Below are 21,153 nucleotides of genomic sequence, written 5' to 3'. Positions count from 1 at the left end.
GCGCGCAATCGGTGCTAGCGCGCCAGCAACTTCGCGTTCGACAGCGCCGCGCGCAGTGCGTCCATGTCCGCATCTCCGGGCGCCTCGGTGGGCGGCCGCACGGTGGCGTTGTCCAGCACCCCGGCCAGGTACATGCCGGCCTTCATGCGGGCATGCGCTTCGCCGGTGGGCTCGCCGCCGCCGTAGACCGCGTCTTTCAGCGGCGTGATCAGCGCCTGCACCTGCTGGGCGCGTTTCAGGTCGCCCGCCTTGACGGCCTCCCACAGGTCAATGATGAGTTGCGGGATGAAGGTGGCGAAGCCGACCAGCGCGCCGTCCACGCCCTGCACCATCGAGGCCAGCAGGTATTCGTCGTGGCAGGTCAGGATGGCCTTGGACGCATCGGCGTCGCGCAGCGCCTGGATGTCGCGGGCATACTTGTTCATGTCGCGCTGGCCCACCTTGAACGCCTGCACGTAAGGCAGGCGGGCCAGGTCAGCCAGCAGTTGCGACGAATACGAGGCGCGCGTCCACGCGGGATACACGTGGCACACCAGATCCAGGTCGGGCGCGGCGCGGTGAATGGCGTCGAAATAATCCAGCGCATGCCCCGGCGTGAAACCAAAGCGCAGCCAATGATGGGGCGGCATGACGTCCAGCGCGGCGGCGCCCGCTTCGCGCGCGGCGCGGGCATGTTCCGTGGCCTCGGCGATGCCTTCGCACACAATCGACGAAATCACCGGCAGCTTGCCGCGCAGCTCGTCGGCCACGATACGGGTGACCTGCGTGCGTTCGGACGGAGTCAGGGAAAACACCTCGCCGGTGTGGCCATTGGTCATGACGGCAACCACGCCATCATGGCCGGCCAGCCACGACGCCACGCGGCGAAGCGCCGGCTCGTCGATGCGGTGGTCGGCGGTGAAGGGGCAGGAAATTGCCGGGATGATGCCCCGGTAATTCGAGATGGAAGGCATGCTGCGTCTCCGTGTCTTGTGCGTGGGGGAATGGCTTTATGATCGCGGTAGCCCCTTGCGGCCGTCCAATACTCGAATTGCATAGAATTATTTTTGCTGCGGCGCACACACCTCATGGGACCCGGAAATCGACCTTTGGACATGAATTGGCTGGAGGACTTTTGCGCCCTGGCCGAGACAGGCAGCTTTTCGCGCGCGGCGGAAGCGCGCGCCATCGCGCAGCCGGCATTCAGCCGGCACATCCGCGCGCTGGAGGAATGGGTGGGCGCCGACCTGTTCGACCGCAGCACCCACCCCACTGAGCTGACCGCGGCGGGCCAGAAATTCCTGCCGCTGCTCAAGCAGGTGATGGCCGACCTGGAAGCCGCGCGCATCAAGGCCATGGCCGCCCACGCGCAGCATGGCGCCAGCCTGCGCTTTGCCGCGACGCATCTGCTGGCGTTGTCGTTCTTTCCGAAATGGCTGACGCAGCTGGAAACCAGCATGGAAGTCGGCGCCATCCAGATGATGTCCGACAATTTCCAGGCTTGCGAAGACTTGATGGCGCAGCGTCGCGTGCAGTTCCTGCTGTGCCACCGTCATCCTCAGGTCGCCAGCCGACTGGATGAATTCGCCTATCCCAAGGTGTGCCTGGGCGCCGACGTGCTGGTGCCCGTCAGCGCGCCGGCCTTGGACGCCCGGGGCGAACCGGCGCATCGCCTGGATGGCGACGACGCCGTGCCGTTCCTGGCCTATGGGTCGACGTCCGGGCTGGGCCGCATCGTGGCCAGCCAATTGCGATACAAGCCGATGCACGCCGATCGCATCCAGACCGGCTTTGTCGGACCGCACGCCACGCTGCTGCGGTCCATGGCGATCCAGGGCCGCGGCATCGCTTGGCTTCCGGACATGCTGGTGCATGAAGACTTGCAAGACGGCAAGCTGGTTCGCGCCGGTGGACCGGAATGGGACATCCCGCTTGAGATCTGCCTGTTCAGGCAACCGAGCGACATGGCGCCGGTTGCCGAAACGTTGTGGGCGCTGGTCAGCGCCTGAGCCGCACGCCCGCTTTATTCCAGCGCCACCGACACCGGCTTTGCGCCCAGCACCGTGACCAGCACGTTGGGGTCGATGCCGATCAGGTAACCCCGCCGGCCGCCGTTGATATAGACCACGGGGTAGGTCAGCACGTCGGCTTCGACCCACACCGGCATTTTCTTGCGCGTGCCGAACGGCGACGTGCCGCCGACCTGGTAACCGGAATGCCGCTGCGCCACCTCGGGCTTGCACGGCTCGACCTTTTTCAAGCCCGCCTGACGCGCCAGGTTCTTGGTGGAGACCTCGCGGTCGCCGTGCATGACCACGATCAGCGGCTTGGCGGATTCGTCTTCCATCACCAGCGTCTTGACCACCGCATGCGGATCCAGGCCCAGCTGCCGCGCCGCTTCGCCGGCGCCGCCGTGGTCCACGTAGTCGTAGGTGTGTTCCGTGTAGGCCACCTTGTTCTGCTTCAGCAACTGGGTGGCGGGCGTTTCAGAAACGTGGCGGGCTTTGCTCATGGGTCGGCGTCAATCGGAAAAAACGAAAAGTGTAAGGCAGCGGGCGAACGCGGCTAGCCGCGCGGGTGATGCGCGGCGTGCAGCGCCTTCAGGCGTTCGCGCGCCACATGGGTGTAGATCTGCGTGGTGGAAATGTCGGCATGGCCCAGCAGCATCTGCACCACGCGCAGGTCGGCGCCGTGATTCAACAAGTGGGTGGCGAACGCATGACGCAGCACATGCGGCGAAAGCGGCGCGTGGATGTCGGCCAGCAGCGCATATTTCTTCACCAGTTGCCAGAAGGCCTGGCGCGACATCGCTTCGGCGCGGCCGGTGATGAACAGCGCATCGCTTTGACGCCCGGCCGCCAGCTCGGGGCGGGCGGTCTTCAGGTACTGGTCGATCCAATGCGCCGCTTCGGCGCCCAGCGGCACCAGGCGGTCCTTGCCGCCCTTGCCCAGCACGACGCGCACCACGCCTTCGTTCAGGCTGACATCCAGCGCGCGCACGCTTACCAGTTCCGAGACCCGCAGGCCGGTGGCATACAGCGTTTCCAGCATGGCACGATCGCGTACGCCGCGCGGCTGGCCCAGATCAGGCGCCCGCAGCAAGGCATCCACCTGCTGTTCAGACAAGGTCTTGGGCAGGCGCGGCGGCTGTTTGGCGGCGATGAGCGTCAGGCAGGGGTCGCGGTCGGCGCGATGTTCGCGCAAGGCCCAGGCGTAAAAGCGGCGTAGCGCGGCCAGCCGGCGGTTGGCCGTGGTGGGGCGGGTTTCTTCGTGGCGGAAAGCAAACCAGGCTTCGATGTCGGCCTTCTGGGCCTCGTTCAGAGGTTTGGCCGGCCCCGCGGCAGGCAGGGCGTTGCCGGCGTCGCCGTAGCGGTCGGCCATTTCACGGGCGTAGGCCTGCGGGTCTTCCAGCCAGCGCGCAAACCCGGTCAGGTCGCGGCGATAGGCGGCCAGCGTGTTCGCCGACAGGCCATCCTCCAGCCAGACAGCGTCGATGAAAGCATCAATATCGGCTTGGGAAGCCAGCGGTGGACGGGCGTCTGACATGCGGTTCACCTTTCCCCAACGCCCGCGGCGGCGGACTTCAGCCAGCTTTCGAAGAGCTTGAGCGCGTCGGAACGCTCGCTGCGCTGCGGATAACCAAAGTAGTAACCCTGGCTGACCGTCAACGACTGGGGCACCGGCATCTTGAGCGTGCCCTGGTCCAGAGCCGGTTGCGCCAGGAAGCGCGGCATCAAGCCGACGCCCAGCCCGGCCTGCACTGCCGCCATCACCATCGTGAAGAGTTCGTAGCGGGGCCCGCCCGCCGCCTGCGGACCATATAGATGACTGTTGGCGCCGTACCACTGCCGCCAGGCGTCCGGCCGCGACGCCAGATGCAGGTGGGTCATGCCCGCCAGCGCGCTGACACCGGTGTCCGCCGCCAACGCCGCCCGGGCCGCAAGCTCGGGCGCGCATACCGGCACCAATTCGCGTTCGGGAAACAGCAGCCCGCCCTGGGTGCCGGGCCACAGGCCGTCGCCATGGTAGAGCGCGCCGTCAAACGGCTGATCCTTGAACTGGAACGGCAAGGTGCGCACCGACAAGCTGACGGTGATGTCCGCGTGTTCCCGCTGGAAATCCGCCAGCCGCGGGATCAGCCACGTGGTGGCCAGCGTGGGCACCACCGCGATATGGATGCTGCGGCCCATGCCGGTGCGGCTGACCAGCCCGAACGTGTCTTTTTCGATCTGGTCCAGATGGTGACGGATCCGGCCGGCGTATTCCGCCCCATGGTCCGTCAGCACGATCCGCCGCCGCACCCGGGTGAACAGCTGCACCCCCAACCGGGATTCCAGGCTGGCCACCTGCCGGTAGACGGCGCTATGCGTCAGGGACAGTTCCTCGGCGGCGCGGGAAAAACTGCCCAGCCGGGCCGATGCTTCGAACGCCTGTAGCGCGCTCAGATTGGGAATGCCGTTTCTCATGGGGCGGGGACAGCCTGAAACCGGCCTGGGCCGGGCGCGCCGCTTGCGGCGGCGCAACAGGGCACTACGTGCCGGGGGATCAATAGATTGTGCAATTTTATCAATTGCGTTGTGCGGCCAGGGCACATATCCTCGGGAGTCTTATCCTCGGCTACCCACGACACCCCACCATGCTCCAGCAAGATTCCCGCCTTGGCGGTCACATTCTGGTCGACCAACTGGTCGCCCAGGGCGTCAAACACGTTTTCTGCGTTCCCGGCGAGAGCTACCTGGCGGTGCTGGACGGCCTGCATGACGCGGATATCAAAGTGACGGTGTGCCGTCAGGAAGGCGGCGCGGCCATGATGGCCGACGCGCACGGCAAGCTGACCGGCGAACCCGGCATCTGCATGGTGACCCGTGGCCCGGGCGCGTCCAACGCGCTGGCCGGCGTGCACATCGCCAAGCAGGACTCCACCCCCCTGATCCTGTTCGTGGGCCAGATCGAACGCGGCATGCGCGAACGCGAAGCCTTCCAGGAAATGGACTACCGCGCCGTGTTCGGCACGCAGGCCAAGTGGGTCACCGAGATCGACCAGGTCGAACGCATTCCCGAACTGATCTCGCGCGCCTTCCATATTGCCACGTCGGGCCGCCCCGGTCCCGTCGTGATCGCGCTGCCCGAAGACATGCTGGTCGAAGCCGCCAAGGTGGCCGACGCCCCGCGTTACGAATTGATTGAATCCGCCCCCACGGCCGGCCAATTGGCCGATCTGGAAAAACTGCTGGCTGGCGCCAAGAATCCGGTCGCCATCCTGGGCGGCACGCGCTGGGATGCCCGCGCGGTGCAGCAGTTTGCCGACTTCGCGCAGCGCCATGCGTTGCCCACGGCGGTGTCTTTCCGCCGCCAGATGCTGTTCCCGGCCGACCACCCCTGCTTCATCGGCGACGTGGGCCTGGGCATCAACCCGGCGCTGCTCAAGCGCGTGGCCGACGCCGACCTGATTCTGCTGGTGGGGGGCCGCATGTCGGAAAACCCCAGCCAGGCCTATACGCTGCTGGACATCCCGGTGCCGAAGCAAAAGCTCGTGCACGTGCATCCCGACACCGCCGAACTGGGCCGCGTGTACCGCGCCAACCTGGCCATCAACACGTCGCCCGCCTCGTTCGCCGCGTCGCTGGCCGGCCTGAAGGCGCCGGCCAAGCCCGTGTGGGCCGAAGGCACGCAAGCCATGCGCGAGTCGTACCTGAAATGGAGCAACCCGGACGCCATCACCACGCCGGGCGCGCTGCAAATGGGCCAGGTCATGGCCTATCTGGAAAAGACGCTGCCGGCCGACGCCATCATGACCAACGGCGCTGGCAACTACGCCACGTGGCTGCACCGCTTCCACCGCTTCACCCGTTTCGGCACGCAACTGGCGCCCACGTCGGGCTCGATGGGCTACGGCCTGCCGGCGGCGGTTGGCGCCAAGCGCGTGTGGCCCGACAAGACCGTCGTCTGCTTTGCCGGCGACGGCTGCTTCCTGATGCACGGCCAGGAATTCGCCACGGCCGTTCAGTACGACCTGCCCATCATCGTGGTGCTGGTCGACAACGGCATGTACGGCACCATCCGCATGCACCAGGAAAAGCACTACCCCGGCCGCGTGTCCGCGACCGAACTGAAGAACCCGGACTTTGCCGATTACGCGCGCGCCTTCGGCGGCCACGGCGAACGGGTCGAAACCACCGAACAATTCGGCCCGGCTTTCGAACGGGCGCTGGCCAGCGGCAAACCGGCGATTCTGCATTGCTTCATCGATCCGGAAACCATCACCCCGTCGACGACCTTGGAAAAAATCCGCGACGCGGCGCTCAAAGCCCAGCACTGATACCAGACCGGGCGGCGCGGCCGGCAACACGCTTGCGCGTTGCCGTGCAAACCCCAACTTGCCGCCCGAATTATTTTAGGTTTAAACTTTCTAGATTCCGAATACGGAAATCCATAGCGGAGACCCAGCATGTCCTCGAATCCTTCTTTTCAATGGCAAGATCCCCTGTTGCTGGACCAGCAACTGACCGAAGAAGAACGCATGGTGCGCGACGCCGCCTATGCCTATTCGCAGGACAAGCTTGCCCCCCGCGTGCTGAACGCCTTCCGCAACGAGAAGACCGATCCGGAAATCTTCTCGGAAATGGGCGAACTCGGCCTGTTGGGCGCCACCATCCCTGAAGCCTACGGCGGCGCTGGCATGAACTACGTCAGCTACGGCCTGATCGCCCGCGAAGTCGAACGCATCGACTCCGGCTACCGCTCGATGATGAGCGTGCAGTCGTCGCTGGTCATGGTGCCGATCAACGAATTCGGCAGCGAAGCACAAAAGCAGAAGTACCTGCCCAAGCTGGCGCGCGGCGAATGGATCGGCTGCTTCGGCCTGACCGAACCCAACCACGGTTCCGACCCCGGCGGCATGGAAACCCGCGCCGTCAAGACGTCCGACGGCTACAAGGTTTCCGGCAACAAGATGTGGATCACCAACTCCCCCATCGCCGACGTGTTCGTCGTGTGGGCCAAGTGCGTCGGCGGCGAGTTCGACGGCAAGATCCGCGGCTTCATCCTGGAAAAGGGCATGAAGGGCCTGTCGGCCCCGGCCATCCACGGCAAGGTCGGCCTGCGCGCGTCGATCACCGGCGAAATCGTCATGGACGAAGTCGAGATCTCGGAAGACCAGATGATGCCTGGCGTGTCCGGCCTGAAAGGTCCGTTCACCTGCCTGAATTCCGCCCGCTACGGCATCGCCTGGGGCGCTGTCGGCGCCGCTGAAGCCTGCTGGCACACGGCTCGCCAGTACACGCTGGATCGCAAGCAGTTCGGCCGCCCGCTCGCCGCCAACCAGCTGATCCAGAAGAAGCTGGCCGACATGCAGACCGAAATCACGCTGGCCCTGCAAGGCTGCCTGCGTCTGGGCCGCATGAAGGACGAAGGCACCGCCGCCGTCGAAATCACGTCGATCATGAAGCGCAACTCTTGCGGCAAGGCGCTGGACATCGCCCGCCTGGCCCGCGACATGCTGGGCGGCAACGGCATTTCCGACGAGTTCGGCGTGGCCCGCCACCTGGTGAACCTGGAAGTGGTCAACACCTACGAAGGCACCCATGACGTGCACGCCCTGATCCTGGGCCGCGCGCAGACCGGCATCCAGGCGTTCTATTGATCGCCTGACCGGCCATCGCCGACAAAACCGCCCCTTGGGGCGGTTTTTTTTGCCTTCGATGAACTGAACGGCGATACATCGCGGGGCGCATTGCCGTTAGCCCGTATAGGCGCGGGCTTGCACACGCCGTACGCTTTGTGCACTTTCCCCGACCTGGAGTCGCGAATGCACGTCCGCTCATCCCTCCGCCTGATGGCGGGTCTTACCCTGGCCTTTGTCGGCCATGGCGCCTATGCCGTCACTACCCTGACGATGACCACTGAATACCCGGCGACGTCCATGCCGGGGCAAGGCGTGTCTACCTTCGCGGAGCTGGTCCGTGCGAAATCGGCAGGCAACGTGGTCATCGACGCCACCTACGACGCGTCCAAGGGCATTAAATCCGGCGACATGATCGACGCCGTGGAAACCCGAAAAGTGGATGCCGGCGATGCGTTCGCCGGCGCGCTGGCCACGAAATATCCCTTGTTCGGCGTGTCGTCCCTGCCGTTCCTGGCGGACTCGCTGGCCAAGGCGCGCAACCTGAACAAGGCCGCGCGGCCCGCCTACGAAAAGTTGCTGGCGGCCCATGGACAGAAACTGCTCTACACCACGCCGTGGCCCGCTTCCGGCATCTGGTCCAAACAGAAGATCGATGGCCTGGCGGCGCTGAAGGGCCTGAGCATCCGCACGTATGACGCGACGTCGCAGGAAGTGATGCGAAAGGCCGGGGCCCGCGCGGAGAACATTTCGTTTGCCGACGCCATGCCGCGCATCGTTGCCGGCGACGTGAACGCCGTGCTCTCGTCTGGCGACGGGGGAGCCGGACGAAAACTCTGGGAACACCTGCCCCACTTCGCCGAGATCAACTATGCGATGCCGATTTCCGTCGCAACGATGAATCTGCAGGCTTATCAGGCGCTGGACGAGCGGTCACGGCGCGCCATCGACCAAGCCGCGGCGCAGACGGAAACCGAGCAATGGAAGCGCATCGAGGGCCGCCTGCAACAGAACTACGCCAACATGCGCAAGAACGGCGTCGCGATCAATACCACGGTGCCGTCCGCCGTGCGCCGTGCGCTGCGGGATGCCGCTGCGGATTCGGTGCAGGCATGGAAGACGGCGGTCGGCCCCGACGCGGCAAGCATTTTGAAGCGGGGCGCCAAGCGCTGAAAGCGCTGAAGGCGCTACGGTTGCGGGCGGCGCGGATCGGGCGGGGCGAACAAGCGCCCCCCCGGTGCTTAGTTTTCGCCTGACAAGTCGAACAGGCTCGTCGCGTCCAATTCCAGCACGCCTTCGTCGTGCTGGTTGATGACGGTCCACGCCCACGTGATGATGCCCAGGTCGGGACGCGAGGACGACGTGCGCGCGCCCTGGACCCGCGCTTCCAGGCGCAAGGTGTCGCCTGGCCGCACCGGGGTGCGCCAGCGCACTTCGCCCAGGCCAGGAGACCCGAACGATTCGGAATCATGCAGGGCGGCGTCCACTGCCATGCGCATGGCCAGCGCGCAGGTATGCCAGCCACTGGCGATCAGCCCGCCCCAACGCCCTTCCGCGGCCCGTTGGGGGTCGGTGTGGAACCATTGGGGATCGAACTTGCGTGCGAACTCCAGGATTTCGGCCTCGGTGATGGTGACCGGGCCAGCCTTGATCAACATGCCGTCCTTGAAATCGGCGAACTTCATCTTTGGTTTTCCCCCTGACCAACGCAAACGGCGCGCCATGGCGCGCCGTTTTTCACGTGTGTCACGCTCAAGTTATAGGATTCAGTACGTCTCGAAATGCAGGCGCCCTTCGCGGCGCAGCACATCATGCAGGATAGACCAATCCTGCCCCGATTGCACCGTCACGTCGCGCAAGGCGTCCAGCACGCCGACTTCCATGCCTTTCAGGCCACAGACGTAAATGCAGGTGTTGCGGTCTGACAGAAGGTCGCGTACTTGGGGGCCGCGTTCGCGGATCAGGTCCTGCACGTAGCGCTTGGGTTGCCCCGGCTCGCGAGAGAGCGCCAGGTTGATGTCGATGAAGTCGCGAGGCAGCTTCATCAACGGGCCGAAATACGGCAGTTCGCGTTCGGTGCGGGCGCCGAAGAACAGCATCAGACGGCCGTTTTCTCCGGTGCCGATGCGGCGGCGGTAGCGTTCGGTCATTGCGCGCATCGGCGCCGAGCCCGTGCCCGTGCAGATCATGATCAGATTGGCGCGGGGATGGTTCGGCATCAGGAACGTATGGCCGAATGGGCCTATCACCTGCACGGTGTCGTTCTTGGCCAGATCGCACAGGTAGTTCGAACACACCCCATGCGCGGCGACGCCGCCATGGTCTTCCGTCACACGCTTCACCGTCAGCGACAGGTTGTTGTAGCCCGCGCGTTCGCCATCGCGCGGACTGGCCAGCGAATACTGGCGCGCGTGATGCGGCCGCCCCTGCGCATCGACGCCCGGCGGCAGGATCCCGATGGATTGCCCTTCCAGCACCGGAAACGGCAGCTCACCGAAATCCAGCACGATGTGATGGATATCGCTTTCGGTGTCGGCGCCAGTCACGCGGTAGTTACCCACGACGGTGGCCGTCATCGGCGTCTTGTGCGTGTACAGGTTGACGTAGGGGTGCGCCGCGGACCACGGCGGCACCGACGCGCCGGCCTGCGAAAACGAAGTGGCAGGCGCCAGAGATGACACGGCGGCGGCATCGGGCACGGCCGCGGCGGGTTCCACGCCGCCACCGGTCTCGGGCGTTGCCGGCAACGCCTTTTCCAAAGGCAATTCCTCCCAGCTCAGTTGATCTTGCACCGAATACGCGTCGGCGCGCAGCACCAGCCGCCAGTTGTCGATCGACCCCGTGGGGCATGGCGGCACGCAGGCCATGCAGCCGTTGCAGATATCAGGGTCCACCACGTAATTGTTCGAGTCGTGGGTGATGGCGTCGACCGGACAGGTCTCTTCACAGGTGTTGCAGCGGATGCAGATCTCGGGATCGATCAGATGCTGCTTCAGCACTTGTACGGGTAGTGGGGCGTTCATCGCAGTCTTCCCAATGCGCTGGCGGGCGGCATGCCAGCACGCCGCCCTGTCGCCTTAGTTGAAACGGACGTAATCGAAATTCACGGGCTGGCGGTTGATGCCCATGACGGGGGGCGCGATCCAGTTGGCGAACTTGCCGGGCTCCGTGACGCGTCCCATCAGCGACGCGACGAACGCGCGGTCCTCTGGCGTGGGCAGCCACTTGTGGCTGTTGGCCTGCCATTGGGCTTCCGACAGGATCTCGCCTTCGGGCGACATGCGGATGCCGGCCAAGGTGCCGATCTGGCGGTTGAACGCCTTGTGCGGCACGTGCAGACGGAACGGAATGCCGCTTTTCTCGATGACCTTGTTCCAGCGCCCGATGCCGGCCACGGAATCGCGGATGAAGTCATCGCGCAGCACTTCGTTCAAGGCGTTCAGCATGGGCACTTCAATCTCGTTCAGCTTGCCGTTGTTCACGGTCAGCACGCGATAGGTGTCGTTCTTCAGTTGGTGGTCGTCGGTGCGCTTGGATTCCTCGTAACGGCCCTTCAGCCCCGACCCGTAGAAGATCGCGGCGTTGGACGATTGGTCCGCGCCAAACAGGTCGATGGTGACGCTGTAGTGGAAGTTCAGGTAGCGCTGGATGGTCGGCAGGTCGATCACGCCAGCGGCGCGCACGCTTTCCGGGTCATCCATCTTCAGTTGGTTCATCACTTCGCAGGTGCGCTGGATCACGCGCGAGATGCCCGATTCGCCCACGAACATGTGGTGCGCTTCTTCGGTCAGCATGAATTTGGTGGTGCGGGCCAGGGGATCGAAACTGGATTCGGCCAACGCGCACAGCTGGAATTTTCCGTCGCGGTCGGTGAAGTAGGTGAACATGTAGAAGGCCAGCCAGTCCGGTGTCTTCTCGTTGAACGCGCCAAGAATGCGCGGATTGTCGGAATCGCCCGAACTGCGCTGCAAGAGCGCATCGGCCTCTTCGCGTCCGTCGCGGCCGAAGTAGCGGTGCAGCAGGTACACCATCGCCCACAAGTGGCGCCCTTCTTCGACGTTGATCTGGAACAGGTTGCGCAGGTCGTACTGCGACGGCGCAGTCAGTCCCAGGTGGCGCTGCTGTTCGATCGAAGCCGGTTCGGTGTCGCCCTGCGTGACGATGATGCGGCGCAGGTTGGCACGGTGTTCGCCCGGCACGTCCTGCCAGACGTCGCGTCCCATGTTCTCGCCGAAATGGATCTTGCGCTGTCCGTCCTGCGGCGCCAGGAAGATGCCCCAGCGGTAATCGGGCATGCGGACGTGGTTGAAGTTGGCCCAGCCATCGGGCTCGACGCTGACCGCGGTGCGCAGGTAGACGTCGAAGCCGTGCGAGCCGTCGGGCCCCATGTCCTGCCACCATTGCAGGTAGTTCGGCTGCCAATGTTCCAACGCGCGTTGCAAGGTGCGGTCGCCGGACAGGTTGACGTTATTGGGGATCTTATCGGTGTAGTTGATTCCAGACATTGTCTCGCTCCTTGTTCTTTATCAGACCCGGTTCCAGTCGAACGCGGCCTGTTCGCCCTTGCCGTATAGCTTCAGCGCGCCCTTGTCGCCGGCCGCATTGGGACGGTTGAAAATCCAGTTCTGCCACGCGGTGAGGCGGCCGAAGATGCGGGTTTCCATCGTTTCGTGGCCGCCGAAGCGCAGGTTCGCCTCCAGGCCGGTCAGGGCGTCGGGCGACAACGCGCGCCGTTCCTCCAGCACCATCCGCACCTCGTCGTCCCAGTCGATGCTGTCGGGCGCGAAGGTCACCAGACCCAGGGCCAGCGCATCGGCGGCCGACAGGCGTTGCCCGGCGCGCGCACGCACGGCTTCCAGCGGCGCGGCCTCTTCATAAAAGCGGCGCTGCAGACGGCTTTGGCCGTTCACCAGCGGATACGCGCCGAAGTTGCGTTCGCCCACCACGATCTGCGCGGGCGCGGATTCGTCTTCGCTGTCCAGCATGTAGCTGCGGTCCGCCGCCAGCGCCAGTTCCAGCAATGTGCCGACAAAGCAGGAACCCGGCTCGATCAAGGCGAACAGGCTGCGCGACGTCACGTCCAGGCGCGCCAGCGTGCGGCGCAGCATGCCGGCGGTTTCGCGCACGAACCAATGGCCGGCATGACGTTGCAGCGCGGCATCGGCGGCCAGCACGGCCTGCGCATCGCCTTCCGTCTTCAGGACCCAGGTGCCGATATCCAGTTCATTGGTGCGCATGGACAGGATGGCGTCGTCCAGTTCGCGCGCCATTTGCAGCGGCCACCAGGCGGCCCCGGCGGCAATGATGTCCGCCAACTCGGATTCCACGGGACCTTGCGGGGCGCGCACGGTCCAGGTGGCTTGGCGCTTTTCCCGATCCAGCTGGATGTCGACGTATTGGTATGAAAGACGGTCCGCGCTTTCGGTGCGCTGCAGCGGCGTCAACGCAATGCCCTGCTCGCCGGGCTGACGGTCGCTACCCTCGGCCAGCGCCAGCGCCCGTTCCCGCACGGCAGCCTCGAAGCGCGCGGGCTTGATCACGTCGTCCACCAGGCGCCAGTCCTTGGCGCGCTGGCCGCGCACGCCTTCGACCAGCGTGCAGAAGATGTCGGCGTGGTCGTGGCGCACGCGGCGCTTGTCGGTCACGCGGGTCAGCCCCCCCGTGCCGGGCAGCACGCCCAGCAGCGGCACTTCGGGCAGCGCCACGGAAGACGAGCGGTCATCGACCAGCAGGATCTCGTCGCAGGCCAACGCCAATTCATACCCGCCGCCGGCGCAGGCGCCGTTCAGCGCCGCGATGAACTTCAGGCCGCTATGGCGGCTGGCGTCTTCGATGCCGTTGCGGGTTTCATTGGTGAACTTGCAGAAGTTGACCTTCCAGGCGTGCGAGGACAGGCCCAGCATGAAGATATTGGCGCCGGAACAGAAAATGCGGTCTTTCATGCTGGTCACGACCACACTGCGCACTTCGGGATGTTCGAAGCGGATGCGCTGCAAGGCGTCGTGCAGTTCGATGTCCACGCCCAGGTCGTAGGAGTTCAGCTTCAGCTTGTAGCCCGGACGCAGGCCGCCGTCTTCGGCCACATCCATGGCCAGCGTGGCGACCGGGCCGTCGAACGTCAGGCGCCAATGGCGGTAGCGCTCGGGTTGCGTCCGGAAATCGACCCGGTTGATGGTGCTGCTCATGGTGTGTCTCCTCGTACGCCCTGCTGGACAGGAAAAATACTGCATCACATGAATTATTGTGCAGATTAGTGCAGGAAAAAATACGCGTCAAGCAAGACATGCATAAAAGTGCAGATTCACTGTCGGGGTGCGAATCCGCCGCCGGACGTGAAAAGGCCGCCTCGTCGGGCGGCCTTCATGGGCATCGTGGGTGCGGCGGCCGCCGGGCAAGGGCGGCTTCGCCGCTACAAGCAGCTATAACGGCAGGCCGCAGGCTTTGCGGACCTGGGTGCGCAAACCGGCGAAGCTCTCCTGCACCTCCAGGTTGCTGGTCACCCAGGTCAGGTCCGCCTTGGCGTAGAACGCTTCGCGCCCCGCCAGGATGCGCTTCAGGTCGGACATCGCTTCGTTGTTGCCCGACATGGGGCGGAAATCGCCCTGGGCCATCACCCGGCCCATGTGTTCTTCGGGCGTCGCGCGCAGCCAGACCGTATAGCAATGCGCCAGCAGCAGGTTCAGCGTGGCCGGTTCCGAGACCAGTCCGCCGGGCGTGGCCAGCACCATTTCCGGATAGATCTGCACGGCCTCTTCCAGCGCGCGGCGTTCGTAGCGGCGGTAGGCATTGGGACCGTAGAGATTATGGATTTCCAGGATGCTGCACCCGGCCACGCGTTCGATCTCGCGGTTCAGCTCGACAAAGGGGAAGCCCAGGTCGTCGGCCAGCATCTGGCCCAACGTGGATTTGCCGGCGCCGCGCAGCCCGATCAGCGCCACCCGTTGCGTGCGGTTGGGACGTTGCGCGCCCGCCCCCACGCCGAACAGCTGGGTCAGGGCCTCGCGGGCCCGCTGCAGGTCGGATTCCGTGCGGCCACTGAGCAACTCCCGGATCAGCAGCCAGTCGGGCGATTCCGTGGTGACGTCGCCGACCAGTTCGGCCAGCGCGCAGTTGAATGCGCGGGCGATCTGCAGCAGCACCAGGATCGAGGCGTTGCCCACGCCGTGCTCGAGATTGGCCAGATGGCGCTCGGACACGCCGGTGACCTGGGACAGGCCCTTGCGCGTCATGCCGCGTATGGCCCGCAGGCGGCGCACCCGCTCGCCCAATGCCACCAGGAAAGCTTCCCGCCTGGGTTCGGATGGCGCCGCGTCTAGCGCTTGATTCATGTTTTGGCTGACTCCGCAAATACCCTGATAAGCCCAGTTTTATGCACTATAGTGCTTGACCCAATTCGATGGAAGCACTATTTTTCCTCAAAGCAGTTCCGAGCCGCCTAGGTGTGCAAAAAAGCAGCACTTGATTTCATGCCGCGTCTTAGGCGCCGACAGTGTAAAGGAGGAGTCCCGGTGAGCACGCCAGATCAATTCCATGCCCTGATGCGCGAGGCCACGCGCCTGCTGTCGGGCCAGCCGCTGGACGATGGGCTGGCGGCGCGGCTGAACCGCGAAGCCGGCCCGCAAAGCGCCCTGTACCAGAACATCTTCGCCGCCTGTAAACAGGGCGTGGCCGACGGCTGGATGTGCAATCGAGAAGGCGGCGGCATCCGCTATGGCCGCGTGATCAAGCCCGCCGAAGACCTGGCCGGCTGTTCGGTGGACGTCGTCGACATGGACGACCTGGCGGGCCCCCACCACGCCCATCCCAACGGTGAAATCGATTTGATCATGCCGCTGACCGCCGACGCGCGGTTCGATGGGCATGGCGCCGGCTGGCTGGTCTACGGCCCAGGCAGCGCGCATCGCCCGACTGTCACGCAAGGACGCGCGCTGGTGCTGTACCTGCTGCCCGGCGGCGCCATTGAATTCACCCGGCCCGACAGCTAGGCCCTCGCCCCCGCGCGCGCAATAACCCCCGCGCGCCGTGCCTTGACACGGTGCAGCGGAAAAAAGACAGCGCCATGGCCCCCCACCAGGACATCAGGAGACAACCGTGAACACCTGCCCCGCCGAACTCAATTTCGCCAGTTACCTGGCCGCGCTGAATGCGCCCCGGGCCGCCAAGGCCGCCTATATCGACGACACCCGGCAGTTGAGCTACGGCGAACTGGCCGAACGGGTCGCCCGCATGGCGGGCGCCCTGCGCCAATTGGGGCTGCGCCGCGAAGAACGCATTTTGCTGCTGATGCAAGACACGGCCGACTGGCCCGTCGTGTTCCTGGGCGCGCTGCATGCCGGCGTGGTGCCCGTGGCGGTCAATACCCTGCTGACCGCGGACGACTACGCCTACATCCTGGCGCACAGCCGGGTGCGCGCCGTGTTCGTCTCGGGCGCGCTATTGCCTGTCTTGCAGACGGCGCTGGCCCAGGCGCCGGCCGATGCCGAACACATCGTGGTGTCTCAGCCCACGGCCGCCCTGCCCGTGCATGCCCAGGAGTTCGAGGCGCTGTTGGCTGCCGCGCCGATCGCGCCCGCCGTCCGTACACTTTCCGACGAAATCGCCTTCTGGCTGTATTCCTCGGGATCCACGGGCAAGCCCAAAGGCGTGGTCCACACGCACGGCAACCTGTGGCACACGGCCGAACTGTATGCCAAGCCGGTATTGGGCATACGCGAAGACGACGTGGTGTTCTCGGCGGCCAAACTGTTCTTCGCCTATGGCCTGGGCAATGGCCTGACGTTCCCCCTGTCGGTCGGCGCTACCGTGGTGCTGATGGGCGAACGCCCCACGCCGCAAGCCGTCTTCCAGCGCCTGACCAGGCACCGCCCCACCGTGTTCTACGGCGTGCCCACGCTATACGCCAGCATGCTGGCATCGCCCGACCTGCCGCCGCGCTCGCAGGTGGCAATGCGGGTCTGCACGTCGGCAGGCGAAGCGTTGCCGCGCGACATCGGCGAACGTTTCACGCGGCATTTCGGCTGTGAAATCCTGGACGGCATCGGCTCGACCGAGATGCTGCACATCTTTATTTCGAACCAGAGCGGGCAGTTGCGCTACGGCACCACCGGCAAGCCCGTGCCCGGCTACGAAGTGCAGTTGCGCGACGAGAACGGCGCGCCGGTCGAACCCGGCGCCATCGGCGATCTCTACATCAAAGGCCCCAGCGCCGCACTGATGTACTGGAACAACCGCGACAAGACACGCCAATGCTTCCTGGGCGATTGGCTCAAGAGCGGCGATAAATACACCTGCGATGCCGACGGCTACTACACCTATGCGGGCCGCAGCGACGACATGATCAAGGTCAGCGGCCAGTACGTGTCGCCGGTCGAAGTCGAGAACATCCTGGTGCAGCACGAGGCCGTGCTGGAAGCCGCGGTGATCGGCGTGCCGGACCACGACGGGCTGGTCAAGACCAAGGCCTACGTCGTGCTGCGCCCCGGTTTCGAACCGGACGCCAGCACGGGCGCCGCGCTGCAAAACTATGTGAAGCAACATCTTGCGCCCTTCAAGTATCCGCGCCAGATCAATTTCACCGAAGAGCTTCCCAAGACCGCTACGGGCAAGATCCAGCGGTTCCGTCTGCGCCAATTGGAAGAGGCGACGCTGTGAACGGCGCGGCCGCCATCAGCACGCCAAGCCTGCGCCCGGCCTTCGCGGAGGTCGACGCCGCCGGCCGGCCGCTGCGCCTGGAATGCCTGTGGATCGCGCCCGAGCGCGCCACGGCGCCGTTGCTGGTGTTCCTGCACGAAGGCCTGGGTTCGGTCGCGATGTGGAAGGACTGGCCGGCGCAGGTCTGCGAAGCCGCCGGATGCCGCGGGCTGGCGGTATCGCGTTATGGCTACGGGCAGTCCACGCCGCGTCCGCCGCAGGAAAAGTGGCCGGTGGACTTCATGCACCGCGAGGCGCGTGACGTGCTGCCGGCCTTGTTCGCCGCCCTGGGCGTGGACGCGCGCCGCGACAAGCCGGTGCTGTTCGGCCATAGCGACGGCGGGTCAATCGCCCTGCTGCATGCCGCCATGCACCCGGAGGCCGTCGCGGGGGTGGTGGTGGCCGCGCCGCACACGTTCGTCGAAGACGTGACGGTCGCGAACATCGCACTGGCGCGCCAGGCCTATCTGGACACGGACCTGCGCAGCCGGCTGGCCCGCTATCACGCGGACGTGGATTCGGCGTTCTGGGGCTGGAACGACATCTGGCTGAACCCCGATTTCCGCCGCTGGAACATCGAAGACTATCTGCCCCGCATCGTCTGCCCCGTACTGGCGATCCAGGGCGTGGACGACGAGTACGGTTCGCTGGCGCAGATACGCGGCATCCGCCGCCATGCGCCGCAAACCGTGCTGCTGGAAATTCCCGACTGCCGCCATTCGCCGCACAAGGACCAGCCCGCCATTGTTATCCAGGCCGTCGCCGATTTCATCGGCGCGTTGGACAAACCCGGCCGGCCTTGACGCCAGCCCATGACAAGCACGGAGACAAACCATGAACCACGCCCTGACCCGGGCCGCGATTGCCGCGGCCCTGACGTTCGCCGCCAGCGGCGCGCAAGCCGCCGACAAGCTTAAAGTCGGATTCATGCTGCCCTATAGCGGCACCTACGCCGCGCTGGGCAACGCCATCGAAAACGGCTTCAAGCTGTACGTCGCCGAGCAAGGCGGCAAGCTGGGCGGGCGCGAGATCGAATACTTCAAGGTGGACGACGAGTCCAACCCCGCCAAGGCCGCGGAAAACGCCAACCGCCTGATCAAACGCGACCAGGTCGACGTGCTGATCGGCACCGTGCATTCGGGCGTGGCGATGGCGCTGGCGAAAGCCGCCAAAGACAGCGACACCACGCTCATCGTGACGAACGCCGGCGCCAACGCCATCACCGGCCCGTTGTGCGGCCCCGGCATTTTCCGCACGTCGTTCACCAACTGGCAGCCCGCGTATGCGATGGGTCCCGTCGCCTTCGCCAAGGGCCACAAGACGGCCGTCACCATCACCTGGAAATACGCCGCGGGCGACGAGGCGATCGGGGGCTTCAAGGAAGGCTTCGAGAAGGCGGGCGGCAAGGTGGTCAAGGAGCTGAGCCTGCCGTTCCCCAACGTGGAATTCCAGTCGCTGCTGACCGAGATCGCCGCCACCAAGCCCGACATGGTGTTCACCTTCTTCGCGGGCGGCGGCGCGGTGAAATTCGTGCAGGACTATCACGCCGCCGGCCTGGGCAAGACCATCCCGCTGTACGGGTCGGGATTCCTGACGGACGGCACGTTGCAGGCGCAAGGCGCGTCCGCGCAAGGCCTGCTGACCACGCTGCACTATGCCGACGGCCTGAATACGCCGCGCGACAACGCCTTCCGCGCCGACTACGCCAAAAACTACAACGCGCAGCCGGACGTGTATGCCGTGCAGGGCTATGACGCCGCGCAGCTGATGCAGTCTGGCCTGTCCGCCGTCAAGGGCGACTTTGCCAAGAAGGCCGACTTCCGCACCGCCATGCGCGGCGCCACGGTGGACAGCCCGCGCGGCCCCTTCACCTTGTCCGCGGCCGGCAACCCGGTGCAGGACATCTACCTGCGCCGCGTGGACGGGCTGGAGAACAAGGTCGTCGACGTCGCCATCAAGAAACTGGCCGACCCGGCCCGCGGCTGCAAGCTCTGACGCCACGTCGCCACAAGGAGGCCCCATGGACATCAGCATCCTGCTCATCCAAAGCCTGAACGCTTTCCAGTACGGCTTGCTGCTGTTCCTGGTGGCCAGCGGACTCACGCTGATCTTCGGCATCATGGGCATCATCAATCTTGCCCATGGCAGCTTCTACATGATTGGCGCCTACATGGCGTTCGCGCTGGGCCCGGTGGTTGACCGCTGGCTGGGCGGCGGCTTTGTCGCGACGCTTGTCGTCTGCGTGGCGCTGGCCGCCGTGTTGGGCTATTTCCTGGAAGCGGCATTCTTCAGCTACCTGTACCACCGCAACCACTTGCAGCAGGTGCTGATGACCTATGGCCTGATCCTGGTGTTCGAGGAACTGCGCAGCATCCTGGTCGGCAACGACGTGCACGGGGTGCCGCTGCCCGCCTGGCTCCAAGGCAGCCTTTCGCTGGGCGGCGTGATGACGTATCCCGTCTATCGGCTGTTCATCTCGGCGGTAGGCATCGCGGTGGCGCTGCTGCTGTACTGGGTGATTTCACGCACACGCCTGGGCATGATGCTGCGCGCGGGCGCCAGCAACCGCGAAATGACGGGATCGCTGGGCATCGACGTCAACAAGCTGTACCGATTGGTGTTCGCGGCGGGCGTGGCGTTGGCCGCGCTAGCCGGCACCATCGCCGCGCCCGTGTCGTCGGTGTATCCCGGCATGGGCAACGGCGTGCTGATCATCTGCTTCGTGGTGGTGGTGATCGGCGGCATCGGATCCATTCGCGGCGCGTTCCTGGCGGCGATGCTGGTGGGCTTCGTCGAGACCTTCGGACAGGTGCTATTCCCGTCGGCGGCGGGGGTGCTCGTCTACCTGCTGATGGCCTTCATCCTTCTTTGCAAGCCCGAAGGGCTGTTCAAGCCATGACAAGACTTCTTCCCTTCGCGACGCTATTGGCGCTGGCCGCCTTCGCCTGGAGCGGCAGCGACTACTACACCGGCCTGGCGATCAAGGTCATGATCTACGCCATCTTCGCGCTGAGCCTGCAATTGCTGGTCGGCGGCGCGGGGCTGGTCAGCCTGGGGCACGCGGCCTTCTTCGGCATAGGCGCCTATGCGGCGGCGTTGCTGTCGCCCGAATCCGAGGCGGCCAGCCTCTGGTGGCTGCTGCCCGCCGCCTTGCTGGCGGCGGCAATCTACGCCGCGGTTACCGGCGCCTTGGCGCTGCGCACGCGCGGCGTGTACTTCATCATGGTGACGCTGGCGTTCGCGCAAATGGCCTACTACGTGTTCCACGATACGAAGATCGGCGGCGGCAGCGACGGCATCTACCTGTACTTCCGGCCCGAGCTGTCGATCGCCGGCCGGGTACCGTTCGACCTGGGCAATGCAACGACCTTCTATTACTTCGTGCTGGCCTGCCTGGCGCTTTGCTGGGGGTTCCTGGCGCTGCTGCGGCGCTCGCCATTCGGCGCGGCGCTGGCCGGCATCCGCATCAATGAACAGCGCATGCGGGCGGCGGGCTATTCCACCTATCCCTACAAGCTGACCGCGTATGTCGTGGGCGCCACGCTGGCCAGCCTGGCGGGCTTCCTGTTCGCGCTGAAGGATGGTTTCGTCACGCCCGAGCTGCTGGCCTGGGAACAATCCGGGCTGGTGCTGCTGATGGTGATCCTGGGGGGCATGGCCAGCCTGGGCGGCGCCGTGATGGGAACCGTGGCGCTGGTGCTGATGCAGGAACTGTTCCAGTCGCAGGCGCTGTTCGGCGACTACGCCCGTCACTGGCACCTGCCGCTAGGCATCGCCATCATCGCATTGGTGGCGATGTTGCCTGACGGCATCGCCGGACTGCCCGCGCAATGGCGCCAGCGCCGCGAAGCGCGGGCGGCCGG

At 65.4% G+C, this 21,153-nt stretch carries 19 protein-coding genes; 10 read left to right on the top strand and 9 right to left on the bottom strand.

Annotated features, from left to right (window positions below; genetic code table 11):
* Positions 1 to 14 precede the first annotated feature (14 nt).
* Positions 15 to 953 carry a dihydrodipicolinate synthase family protein gene (locus ACE039_RS23635; RefSeq protein ID WP_448712215.1) on the bottom strand — a complete coding sequence of 313 codons (939 nt, stop codon included), beginning with the start codon at positions 951 to 953 and terminating at the stop codon, positions 15 to 17.
* A gap of 141 nt (positions 954 to 1,094) precedes the next feature.
* On the opposite strand from ACE039_RS23635, the gene ACE039_RS23630 reads away from it, so the two are divergent.
* Positions 1,095 to 1,988, top strand: a complete 894-nt coding sequence (locus ACE039_RS23630) for a LysR family transcriptional regulator (protein WP_485823475.1) — start codon at positions 1,095 to 1,097, stop codon at positions 1,986 to 1,988.
* 14 nt (positions 1,989 to 2,002) lie between these two features.
* Here the strand turns inward: ACE039_RS23630 and ybaK are convergent, their stop codons facing one another.
* The 3 genes from ybaK to ACE039_RS23615 are packed head-to-tail and all read right to left on the bottom strand — an operon-like array spanning position 2,003 to position 4,445.
* Positions 2,003 to 2,491 carry a Cys-tRNA(Pro) deacylase gene (gene ybaK / locus ACE039_RS23625; RefSeq protein WP_310030842.1) on the bottom strand — a complete coding sequence of 163 codons (489 nt, stop codon included), beginning with the start codon at positions 2,489 to 2,491 and terminating at the stop codon, positions 2,003 to 2,005.
* 53 nt (positions 2,492 to 2,544) lie between these two features.
* Positions 2,545 to 3,525, bottom strand: coding sequence for a site-specific tyrosine recombinase XerD (xerD, locus tag ACE039_RS23620; protein ID WP_485823474.1), 981 nt, complete (start codon positions 3,523 to 3,525; stop codon positions 2,545 to 2,547).
* 5 nt (positions 3,526 to 3,530) lie between these two features.
* Entirely contained in the window at positions 3,531 to 4,445 is a 915-nt protein-coding gene (locus ACE039_RS23615) for a LysR substrate-binding domain-containing protein (protein WP_105559069.1), read from the bottom strand.
* Between the two features lie 170 nt (positions 4,446 to 4,615).
* Here ACE039_RS23615 and ACE039_RS23610 point away from each other — a divergent pair, with 170 nt between their 5' ends.
* The 3 genes from ACE039_RS23610 (at position 4,616) to ACE039_RS23600 (ending at position 8,773) form a co-directional block, all read left to right on the top strand.
* Entirely contained in the window at positions 4,616 to 6,298 is a 1,683-nt protein-coding gene (locus tag ACE039_RS23610; protein ID WP_310030846.1) for a thiamine pyrophosphate-binding protein, read from the top strand.
* Between the two features lie 129 nt (positions 6,299 to 6,427).
* Complete coding sequence (locus ACE039_RS23605; RefSeq protein WP_485823473.1) at positions 6,428 to 7,621, top strand: acyl-CoA dehydrogenase; 1,194 nt, start codon at positions 6,428 to 6,430, stop codon at positions 7,619 to 7,621.
* 165 nt (positions 7,622 to 7,786) lie between these two features.
* On the top strand, positions 7,787 to 8,773 hold the full coding sequence (locus tag ACE039_RS23600) for a TRAP transporter substrate-binding protein (RefSeq protein ID WP_485823472.1): 987 nt from the start codon (positions 7,787 to 7,789) through the stop codon (positions 8,771 to 8,773).
* 68 nt (positions 8,774 to 8,841) lie between these two features.
* Here ACE039_RS23600 and ACE039_RS23595 read toward each other — a convergent pair whose 3' ends face one another.
* From ACE039_RS23595 to ACE039_RS23575, 5 genes are all read right to left on the bottom strand, one after another.
* Entirely contained in the window at positions 8,842 to 9,285 is a 444-nt protein-coding gene (locus tag ACE039_RS23595; protein ID WP_105559073.1) for a MaoC family dehydratase, read from the bottom strand.
* An 81-nt stretch (positions 9,286 to 9,366) separates the two neighbouring features.
* Positions 9,367 to 10,623, bottom strand: a complete 1,257-nt coding sequence (gene boxA, locus ACE039_RS23590; protein WP_485823471.1) for a benzoyl-CoA 2,3-epoxidase subunit BoxA — start codon at positions 10,621 to 10,623, stop codon at positions 9,367 to 9,369.
* A gap of 54 nt (positions 10,624 to 10,677) precedes the next feature.
* The gene (gene boxB / locus ACE039_RS23585) at positions 10,678 to 12,105 is read right to left on the bottom strand and encodes a benzoyl-CoA 2,3-epoxidase subunit BoxB (RefSeq protein ID WP_485823470.1); all 1,428 of its coding nucleotides are present in this window, start codon (positions 12,103 to 12,105) and stop codon (positions 10,678 to 10,680) included.
* Between the two features lie 21 nt (positions 12,106 to 12,126).
* Positions 12,127 to 13,785: a 2,3-epoxybenzoyl-CoA dihydrolase gene (gene boxC, locus ACE039_RS23580; protein WP_310030855.1), complete on the bottom strand. Its 1,659-nt coding sequence runs from the start codon at positions 13,783 to 13,785 to the stop codon at positions 12,127 to 12,129.
* Between the two features lie 234 nt (positions 13,786 to 14,019).
* Positions 14,020 to 14,928, bottom strand: coding sequence for a helix-turn-helix transcriptional regulator (locus ACE039_RS23575; protein ID WP_310030857.1), 909 nt, complete (start codon positions 14,926 to 14,928; stop codon positions 14,020 to 14,022).
* Positions 14,929 to 15,108: 180 nt separating this feature from the next.
* Between ACE039_RS23575 and ACE039_RS23570 the strand changes: the two genes are divergently transcribed.
* The 6 genes from ACE039_RS23570 to ACE039_RS23545 all read left to right on the top strand — a co-directional run.
* On the top strand, positions 15,109 to 15,585 hold the full coding sequence (locus tag ACE039_RS23570; RefSeq protein ID WP_313462706.1) for a DUF4863 family protein: 477 nt from the start codon (positions 15,109 to 15,111) through the stop codon (positions 15,583 to 15,585).
* A gap of 106 nt (positions 15,586 to 15,691) precedes the next feature.
* On the top strand, positions 15,692 to 17,251 hold the full coding sequence (locus tag ACE039_RS23565; RefSeq protein ID WP_313462707.1) for a benzoate-CoA ligase family protein: 1,560 nt from the start codon (positions 15,692 to 15,694) through the stop codon (positions 17,249 to 17,251).
* The gene (locus ACE039_RS23560; RefSeq protein ID WP_485823469.1) at positions 17,248 to 18,093 is read left to right on the top strand and encodes an alpha/beta fold hydrolase; all 846 of its coding nucleotides are present in this window, start codon (positions 17,248 to 17,250) and stop codon (positions 18,091 to 18,093) included. The genes ACE039_RS23565 and ACE039_RS23560 overlap by 4 nt, the downstream gene beginning before the upstream one ends.
* Positions 18,094 to 18,124: 31 nt before the next feature.
* Positions 18,125 to 19,285: an ABC transporter substrate-binding protein gene (locus tag ACE039_RS23555; protein WP_105559081.1), complete on the top strand. Its 1,161-nt coding sequence runs from the start codon at positions 18,125 to 18,127 to the stop codon at positions 19,283 to 19,285.
* Between the two features lie 25 nt (positions 19,286 to 19,310).
* Positions 19,311 to 20,189, top strand: a complete 879-nt coding sequence (locus ACE039_RS23550; RefSeq protein ID WP_105559082.1) for a branched-chain amino acid ABC transporter permease — start codon at positions 19,311 to 19,313, stop codon at positions 20,187 to 20,189.
* Positions 20,186 to 21,153, top strand: a 968-nt coding sequence (locus ACE039_RS23545) for a branched-chain amino acid ABC transporter permease (RefSeq protein WP_485823468.1), incomplete at its 3' end; no start/stop codon positions are given. The genes ACE039_RS23550 and ACE039_RS23545, both read left to right, overlap by 4 nt.

The organism is Achromobacter maghribensis (assembly GCF_057334215.1).
The sequence above is the reverse complement of the archived record's forward strand: the minus strand, read 5'-3'. Positions and strand labels throughout refer to the sequence as shown.